General features: G+C 71.5%; 7 protein-coding genes. 2 read left to right on the forward strand and 5 right to left on the reverse strand.

Annotation, left to right across the window (positions count from 1 at the left end):
* Positions 1-38 precede the first annotated feature (38 nt).
* The 4 genes from E1283_RS25760 to ctaC form a co-directional block, all read right to left on the reverse strand.
* Positions 39-1,286, reverse strand: a complete 1,248-nt coding sequence (locus tag E1283_RS25760; protein WP_132820542.1) for a L,D-transpeptidase — start codon at positions 1,284-1,286, stop codon at positions 39-41.
* 154 nt (positions 1,287-1,440) lie between these two features.
* The gene (locus E1283_RS25765) at positions 1,441-1,839 is read right to left on the reverse strand and encodes a cytochrome c oxidase subunit 4 (RefSeq protein WP_132820543.1); all 399 of its coding nucleotides are present in this window, start codon (positions 1,837-1,839) and stop codon (positions 1,441-1,443) included.
* Positions 1,836-3,545, reverse strand: a complete 1,710-nt coding sequence (gene ctaD, locus E1283_RS25770; protein WP_425086228.1) for an aa3-type cytochrome oxidase subunit I — start codon at positions 3,543-3,545, stop codon at positions 1,836-1,838. The genes E1283_RS25765 and ctaD overlap by 4 nt, the downstream gene beginning before the upstream one ends.
* Positions 3,542-4,510, reverse strand: a complete 969-nt coding sequence (gene ctaC, locus E1283_RS25775; RefSeq protein WP_132820544.1) for an aa3-type cytochrome oxidase subunit II — start codon at positions 4,508-4,510, stop codon at positions 3,542-3,544. Before ctaC ends, ctaD begins: the two co-directional genes overlap by 4 nt.
* A gap of 196 nt (positions 4,511-4,706) precedes the next feature.
* Here ctaC and E1283_RS25780 point away from each other — a divergent pair, with 196 nt between their 5' ends.
* Positions 4,707-6,128, forward strand: a complete 1,422-nt coding sequence (locus tag E1283_RS25780; protein WP_132820545.1) for a cysteine desulfurase/sulfurtransferase TusA family protein — start codon at positions 4,707-4,709, stop codon at positions 6,126-6,128.
* A 13-nt stretch (positions 6,129-6,141) separates the two neighbouring features.
* On the opposite strand, the gene E1283_RS25785 is transcribed toward E1283_RS25780, so the two are convergent.
* On the reverse strand, positions 6,142-7,116 hold the full coding sequence (locus E1283_RS25785; RefSeq protein WP_165956239.1) for a carbohydrate kinase family protein: 975 nt from the start codon (positions 7,114-7,116) through the stop codon (positions 6,142-6,144).
* Between the two features lie 148 nt (positions 7,117-7,264).
* Here E1283_RS25785 and E1283_RS25790 point away from each other — a divergent pair, with 148 nt between their 5' ends.
* Entirely contained in the window at positions 7,265-8,716 is a 1,452-nt protein-coding gene (locus E1283_RS25790; RefSeq protein WP_132820547.1) for a hypothetical protein, read from the forward strand.
* Positions 8,717-8,824 lie beyond the last annotated feature (108 nt).

The following is an 8,824-nucleotide window of genomic DNA, read 5'->3' on the forward strand; positions in this document are numbered from 1 at the left end:
AGAGACAGGGGGAGAACCGACGGCCGTGACCCGGCCGGTCAGGCCAGGGGGGCGAGGCGGCCAGGGGTGCCGACGCGGTCCTGCGGCTGGTAGAAGCCGCCGAGGGCGCTGCCCTTCAGCCACTCCTCCCAGGAGAGGTTCCAGTCGCCGAAGCCGTTCCCGAACGGCGCCATGTCGTCGCCGAAGCCGTTGACGTGCTCGACGATGTCACCCGGTTTGACCAGTTCGTAGAACCAGCGGGCGTTCTCCGTGGACAGGCCCGTGCAGCCGTGGCTGACGTTGTCGTAGCCCTGGGAGCCGACCGACCAGGGGGCTCCGTGGACGTACTCGCCGCTCCACGTCAGCCGGGCGGCCCAGTAGACGGGCAGGTCGTAGGACTCGGACGAGCCGGCGGGGATGCCGATGCTGGTGCCCGTCATCCGGACGAAGGACTCGGTGCCGAGGATGACCTTCTTGCCGTTCCTGGTGGCGAAGCCGGCCTTGCCGGTGGTGATGGGGATGGTCCGCAGTTCCTCGCCGTTGCGGGTCACCGTCATGTGGTGGTTGGCGATATCGGCCACGGCCTCGACCCGGTCGCCGGTGCTGATCTCCAGCGCGTCGGTCTCGCCGCCGCGCAGGCCGTCCCTGATCGGGAGGCCCTCGAGCGACGAGGTGACGGAGATCGTCGTGTCGCTGGGCCAGTACTCCTTGGGGCGGTAGTGGAGCTCGCCGCCGTCCACCCAGTGCCAGGCGCCCTCGACGCGTGGCTCGGACCGCACCTCGAGCGCGCCCTCGATCTTGGCGCGCTCCTTCGCGTCGTCGATCTCCTCGCTCAGCTCGGCCGTGATGGGCTGGCCGACGCCGTAGGTGCCGGCCTCGGGGCCGAAGGTGACGTCGAGCCGCTTGGCGTCCGAGTCGCGGGTGCGGAAGTTGTGCTCGCCGCGGCCCGCGGCGCCGCCGCCGTTCTCGGTGGCGACGAGCACGGTGTACTCGGCGCCCGAGGCCAGCGGGTCGGTGCTGCGCCAGGCGCGGCCGTCGGCGGTCAGCTCGCCGGAGACCCGGCGGCCGGCAGAGTCGGTGGCGATCACGTCGGTGATCCTGGATCCGGAGCCCTTGGTGCTGATCTTCAGCGGGTCGTCCGGGTTCACTTCGGCGCCGTCCCCCGCGGAGCCGAAGGAGAGCTGCCCTACGGCGTCGTACGGCTCGCCCGCGAGGGGCTTGCCACCGCCGCCGCAGCCGGCGAGGCCCGCGACGAGCGGGGCCAGCAGCAGCGCGCAGCCGAGCTGTATCCGAGGTGTGTGACTCATAGGCACAACGTACGGACGGTACCCGGGAGCGGCACGCCGAGTGACTGCAAACGGGTTGGCCCCCGGTGGTGAGCGGGAGGGCTCGTCACCGGGGGCCGGATGGTCCCGAAGGGGTTCCCGACCGGTTCCCGAAGGGTCGGTCAGGGGCCGGGGGTCACTGGGTCTGGTTCTCGCCCCGGTAGTACTCGAAGACCCACAGCCAGAGGCCGACGGCGAGGAACGGCGCGGTGAAGTAGAGCAGCCACCAGCCGAACACCGGGCCCATGAAGGCGCAGACGGCGCCCGCGCCGAGCGCCAGCGGCGCCCAGCTGTGCGGGCTGAAGAAGCCCAGTTCGCCGGCGTCGTCGGCGACGTCCGCGTCCTTGTTGTCCTGCGGACCGGTGTCCGTCCGGCGCGCGGTGAAGACCAGGTAGAACCCGATCATCGCCATCAGCGCGAAGGAGAGGAACAGGGCGGTGGTGCCGACCGGTTCCTTGGACCACACGCCGTAAACGATCGCCACCACCAGCATGAAGATGGCGACCCAGGTGAAGAGGTGTCCCTGGATCCTCACTTGCCGGACTCCTTTCCGGACAGCGCCGCGCGGTCGTCGTTCTCCAGCTGGTCGAGCGCCGCGACCTCGGGGTGGTGCAGGTCGAAGGCGGGCGACTCGGAGCGGATCCTCGGCAGGGAGACGAAGTTGTGCCGGGGCGGCGGCGAGGAGGTGGCCCACTCCAGGGAGCGGCCGTAGCCCCACGGGTCGTCGGCGTTGACCGGCTCCCCGTACTTCCAGGTCTTCCAGACGTTGTAGAAGAACGGCAGCATCGACAGGCCGAGCACGAACGAGCTGATGGTCGAGATGGTGTTGAGCGCGGTGAAGCCGTCGGCCGCCAGGTAGTCGGCGTACCGGCGGACCATGCCCTCGGCGCCCAGCCAGTGCTGGACGAGGAAGGTGCCGTGGAAGCCGACGAACAGCGTCCAGAACGTGATCTTGCCGAGCCGTTCGTCCAGCATCTTGCCGGTCCACTTGGGCCACCAGAAGTGGAATCCGGCGAACATCGCGAACACCACGGTGCCGAAGACCACGTAGTGGAAGTGGGCGACGACGAAATAGGTGTCGGAGATCGCGAAGTCCAGCGGCGGCGAGGCCAGGATGACGCCGGTGAGACCACCGAAGAGGAAGGTGATCAGGAAGCCGACCGACCACAGCATCGGGGTTTCGAAGCTGAGCGATCCCTTCCACATGGTGCCGATCCAGTTGAAGAACTTCACGCCGGTCGGTACGGCGATCAGGAACGTCATGAAGGAGAAGAACGGCAGCAGTACCGCGCCGGTGACGTACATGTGGTGGGCCCACACGGTGACCGAGAGGCCGGCGATGATGATGGTCGCCGCGACCAGGCCGATGTAGCCGAAGACCGGCTTGCGGCTGAAGACCGGGATGATCTCGGAGACGATGCCGAAGAACGGTAGCGCGATGATGTACACCTCTGGATGGCCGAAGAACCAGAAGAGGTGTTGCCAGAGGATCGCGCCGCCGTTGGCCGCGTCGAAGATATGCGCCCCGAAGGTCCGGTCGGCCTCCAGCGCGAACAGCGCGGCGGCGAGCACCGGGAAGGCCAGCAGCACGAGCACCGCGGTGAGCAGCACGTTCCAGACGAAGATCGGCATCCGGAACATCGTCATGCCGGGGGCGCGCATGCAGATGATGGTGGTGATGAAGTTGACCGCGCCCATGATGGTGCCGAAGCCGGAGAGCGCGAGACCCATGATCCACATGTCGGAGCCGACGCCGGGCGAGCGGATCGCGTCGGACAGCGGCGAGTAGGCGAACCAGCCGAAGCCGGCGGCGCCCTGCGGGGTGAGGAAGCCGCCGACGGCGAGCAGGCTGCCGAACAGGTAGAGCCAGTAGGCCAGCATGTTCAGCCGCGGGAACGCCACGTCGGGGGCGCCGATCTGGAGCGGCATGATCCAGTTCGCGAAGCCGGCGAACAGCGGCGTCGCGAACATCAGCAGCATCACCGTGCCGTGCATGGTGAACAGCTGGTTGAACTGCTCGTTGGTGACGATCTGGCTGCCGGGCCTGGCCAGCTCGGCGCGCATCACCAGGGCCATGATGCCGCCGATGATGAAGAACGCGAACGAGGTGATCAGGTAGAGCGTGCCGATCGTCTTGTGGTCGGTGGTGGTGAGCCACTTGACGACGATGGCGCCCCGGGATTTCCGCCGGGCCGGTGGCTGGATGCTGGGAGCCGCCTGGCTCTCTTCGACGGTTGTCACGATCGACCCTCGTTGGTCTCGGCGTTCACGGCGGGCCCGGTCTGCGGGATGCCCGCCGGGACGTAACCGGTCTGGCCCCGGTCCGCCAGCTCCTGGAGATACCGGTCGTACTCCTCGGCGGAGACGACCTCGACGTTGAAGAGCATGCGCGAGTGGTCCTGGCCGCAGAGCTCGGCGCACTTGCCCATGAAGACGCCCTCGCGGGTCGGGGTCACCTCGAAGGAGTTGGTGTGCCCGGGGATGGCGTCCATCTTCATCAGGAAGGGGACCACCCAGAAGGAGTGGTTGACGTCCCGCGACGTGATGACGAACTGGGTGGTCTCGTTCACCGGGAGCACCAGGGTCGGCCCGGGGTTGCCCGTCTCCGGGTTCCGGTCCTGCAGGGTGCCCACCTCGTAGACGCCGTCCGCGTTCTCCGGGAAGCGGTCCTTGAACCGGTCGGGGATGCCGGCCAGCGCCGGGTCGGTGAGCGGGTCGGTGTCACTCGCGCCGACGGGCTCGATGTAGTTGAAGGCCCAGCTCCACTGGAAGCCCACCACGTTGATGATGTGGTCCGGCTCCTCGGAGGTCTTCAGCAGCTCGGTCTGGTCCCGGGCGGTGAAGTAGAAGAGGACGGAGACGACGATCAGCGGAACCAGCGTGTACAGCGCCTCGATGGGGAGGTTGTAGCGGTTCTGCGGGGGGACCTCGACCTTGGTCCTCGACCGGCGGTGGAAGAACACGCTCCAGAGGATCAGGCCCCACACCAGCACACCCGTGGCGAGCGCGGCAGCCCAGGAGCCCTGCCAGAGCGACAGGATTCGCGGCGCCTCCTCCGTCACGGGGGTGGGCATGCCGAGGCGGGGAAAGTCCTCGGAGGTGCAACCTGTCGCGGTTGCCAGGACCAGGCCCGCGATCAGCGCCCGCGGCAGAATCCTCCGCCGCATCGGGCGCCGCGACGAGCGGTCGGAGCCGTTGGGACTCACGTAGCGCCTTCCCGAGAGTCTCGCCCATGGTTCCGGGCTGCCGTCGCACGGAGCGGGGGCCGGCCCTGACACGGGCAGGGTTTGGATGTTTATGCGGACCAAACCCTACTCGACGCTCCTGAGGGGCTCGCGGGGAGGGGGCGTTTGACGGATCCTTCGCGTCGCCGCAGGTGCCCGGCGGTTGTTAGCGTGCCGTGTGACCTACTTCGACGCCGCCTCCTCGCTGCCCCTGCACCCGGTCGCCCGGGAGGCGTTGCTCGCCGCGTTCGAGGACGGCTGGGCCGATCCGGCGCGGCCGCACCGCGAGGGGCGGCGGGCCAGGCTGCTGTTGGACGCGGCGCGGGAGACGGCGGCCGAGGCGGTGGGCTGCCGTCCCGACGAACTGACGTTCACCACCTCGGGGACGCGGGCGCTGCACACCGGGATCGCCGGGGCGCTGGCCGGCCGGGCCCGGGTGGGCCGGCGGCTGCTGGTGTCGGCCGTCGAGCACTCGGCGGTGCTGCACGCGGCGGAGGTCCACCGGGACGCGGGCGGCACGGTGACGGAGGTCGGCGTCGACGCGGGCGGCCGGGTCGGCGCGGGGGCGGTGGCCGAGGCGCTGGGCGCGGGCGGCGAGCCGGCGGCGCTGGTGTGCGTGCAGTCGGCCAACCACGAGGTGGGCACGGTGCAGCCGGTGGCGGAGATCGCGGCCGAGTGCCGGGCGGCCGGGGTGCCGCTGCTGGTGGACGCGGCGCAGTCGCTCGGCTGGTCCGCGGTGCCGGGCGACTGGTCGCTGCTGGCCGGCAGCGCGCACAAGTGGGGCGGTCCCTCGGGGGTGGGGCTGCTGGTGGTCCGCAAGGGCACCAGGTTCGCGCCGCCGGGACCGGTGGACGAGCGGGAGTCGGGGCGCGCGCCCGGCTTCGAGAACATCCCGGCGATCGTGGCGGCGGCGGCCTCGCTGCGGGCGGTGCGGGCGACGGCGGACGCGGAGGCGGCGCGGCTGCGCGGCCTGGTCGAACTCGTCAGGGCGCGGGTGCCGGAGTCGGTGCCCGACGTGGCGGTGGTGGGCGACCCTGTGCACCGGTTGCCGCACGTGGTGACGTTCTCCTGCCTCTACGTGGACGGGGAGGCGCTGCTGCACGGCCTCGACCGGGCGGGGTTCGCGGTCTCGTCCGGCTCCTCGTGCACGTCGAGCACGCTGACGCCCAGCCATGTGCTGCGGGCGATGGGCGTGTTGTCGGAGGGGAACGTGCGGGTGTCGCTGCCGCCGGGGACGGAGGAGGCGGACGTGGCGCGGTTTCTCGCGGTGCTGCCCGAGGTGGTGGCCGGGGTGCGCGGCCGGCTCGACGCGCCGCCCCCGCCGGCCGCCGAGCGGACGGACGCGGCGGACGGGGCCGACGGGGCGGACGGGGCGGACGCGGCCGACGGGGTGACCGTCGACTCGCTCGGCCGGCTCTGCCCGATTCCGGTGATCGAGCTGGCCAAGGCGATCGGCCGGGTGCCGGTCGGCGGCGTGGTGACGGTGCTGGCGGACGACGAGGCGGCCCGCCTGGACATCCCGGCCTGGTGCGCGATGCGCGGTCAGGAGTATCTGGGCGAGCCGACCCGACACACCTACCGGGTGCGGCGGCTGGCCTGACGGCCCCGGGCGGCTACCTGAGGTGCGCCCGGACCTCGTCGGCGGCCGGCTGGCCGTAGGCCTTGGCGAACCGCTCGACGAACGGGCCGCGGTTGAGCGTGTACTCCTGGGTGCCGACGGTCTCGATGACCAGGGTGGCGACCATGCAGCCGACCTGGGCGCTGCGCTCCAGGGAGGCGCCCCAGGCCAGTCCGGCGAGGAAGCCGGCGCGGAAGGCGTCGCCGACGCCGGTCGGGTCGGCCTTGACGGTCTCCTCCGGGCAGCCGACCTCGATGTCGGGCTCGCCGCGCCGCTCGATCCGGACGCCGCGGGCGCCGAGGGTGGTGACCCGGGTGCCGACCCGCTCCAGGATCTCCTTGGCCGACCAGTCGGTCTTGGTCTCGATCAGCGCCTTCTCGTACTCGTTGTGGAAGAGGTAGGTGGCGCCGTCGGTGAGGGCCCTGATCTCCTCGCCCTCCATCCGGGCGAGCTGCTGGGAGTAGTCGGCGGCGAAGGGGATACCCCGGACGCGGCACTCCTCGGTGTGTCGCATCATCGCCTCGGGGTCGTCGGCGCCGATGTGCACGAGGTCGAGCCCGCCGGCCCGGTCGGCGACGCTCTTGAGCTCGATCAGCCGGGCCTCGCTCATGGCGCCGGTGTAGAAGGAGCCGATCTGGTTGTGGTCGGCGTCGGTGGTGCAGACGAAGCGCGCCGTGTGCAGTATCTCGGAGATGCGGACGGCGCTGGTGTCCACGCCGTGTCGGTCCAGCCAGTCGCGGTACTCGTCGAAGTCGGCGCCCGCGGAGCCGACCAGTATGGGGCTGGCACCGAGCTGGCCCATGCCGTAGCAGATGTTGGCGGCCACCCCGCCGCGTCGCACCTCCAGCGAGTCGACCAGGAACGACAACGAGACCGTGTGCAGCTGGTCGCCCACCAGTTGGTCGGCGAAGCGGCCTGGGAAGGTCATCAGATGGTCGTTGGCGATGGAACCGGACACGGCGATGCGCACGATGGGGTCGCTCCCGGGAGTGTCGTCGAAGGGAAGTGGCGTCGAAGGAAGGACAAGGTTATCGGCCCGGGAACCTCGCACCGTCAGGGTCCGTCCAACGGGCATATCAAATGACCTGTCTACGTGACCGACCAGCGGGGAGAAGCACGTGGCTGACGACGAGACCTCCGAAACGGCGGAGTCGCCGGAGACGCCCCAGGCGCCGGCCGACGAGCCGAGGCGCCGCCGGTGGCCGGCGGTGACGGCGGTGGCCGCCGCCGTCACACTGATCGCTGGCGGCGTCTTCGGGGCGCAGAGCCTGTGGGGTGACGGGAGTTCCGCCCCCGAGACGCAACCGGCCGGCTCGGGCGGCGGCGCCGCCGACGGCGCCCTGCCGTTGGACGACTCGGCCGGCCTGCCCTGGGGGTCGTACGCGGCGCTGGTGCCGGCGGGCGAGCTGCCGGAGGCGCCGGAGCGCGCTTCGATCTACCGCTACCAGGACGGCGCGGTCACCGAGGAGGCGGCGGCCGGTCTCGCCGAGACGCTCGGGGTGGACGGCGAGCTGCGGGAGTCGTCGGGCGACACCTGGACGGCCGCCGGCCCCGACGCCGAGCTGCCGCCACTGACCGTGCTCCGCCAGGCGCCCGGTTTCTGGTCCTACGGCGGCTCGGTCTCCGCGGCCGAACCGGCCCCCACCGAGTCGGCGGAGCCGATCGGCGCCGACGAGGCGCTGCGTGCCGCCGAACCCCTGCTCACGGCCCTCGGCCTGGACGCCGACACGGCGCGGCTGACCGCGGACCAGGTGGCGGGCTCGACACGCACCGTGCAGGCGGTGCCGCTGGTGGACGGCCTGCCGACGGTCGGCCTGGAGACGGAGCTCCACTACGACGCCGACGGCTCACTGCTGATGGCCTACGGCGCGCTGGCCCTCCCTGAGCCGGCCGAGGAGCGGACCACGATCGGCGCCCAGCAGGCGCTCGACGCCTACAACACCGACCCCGACCGGCCCGTGATCGCCCCGGCCGAACCGCAGTGCGTGGGCACGGGCTCCGGCCCCGCCGAGCCGATGCCGCCGGCGGACGGCGAACCGCTGGAGTGCGGTCCCGTCACCGAGACCGACAAGCCGGAGAACGCGGAAGCCACGGCGGAACTCGGGCTGGTCCTGCACCAGTCGGAGGGCTCGCCGGTGCTGGTGCCGTCCTGGCTGTTCACCACCGACGGTGTTCTCGCGACGAGTTGGCCGGCCGTCGACCACCGCGTCGAACCGGCCGCCGGCTCCGGCGAGACCGGTGAGACCGGTGAGGGCTCCCCCGGCGAAAGCGGCGAACAGCCGGCCGACCCGGGCCCGATCGACGAGACCGGCATGACGGTCGAGTCCTACGCTCCGGACGACGAGTCCCTGACGATCACCTTCTGGGCGGGCGTCTGCGACGAGTACACCCTGGTCGCCGACGAGTCGGACGACACGGTCCGCGTCACCGTGGAAGCCACCTCCCCCGCCCCCGACGGCGAGTGCATCGCCCTGGCCGAACAGCAGACCGGCGAACTCGCCCTGACCGCCCCCATCGCCGACCGCACCCTCCTGGACGAGGCGGGCCAGGAGCTCTCCACCACCGACTGACCCGACCGCTCGGCCTGTGCCCCGCCACTCACGCGGCACGGGCCGGCACGGCCCCCGGCCCCGGCCCGCCGGGGCCACTGGCGTGCGGCGCGCCGGAAGGGGCGGGCG

The sequence above is a fragment of the Streptomyces hainanensis genome (assembly GCF_004348415.1).
Lineage (GTDB): Bacteria > Actinomycetota > Actinomycetes > Streptomycetales > Streptomycetaceae > Streptomyces > Streptomyces hainanensis.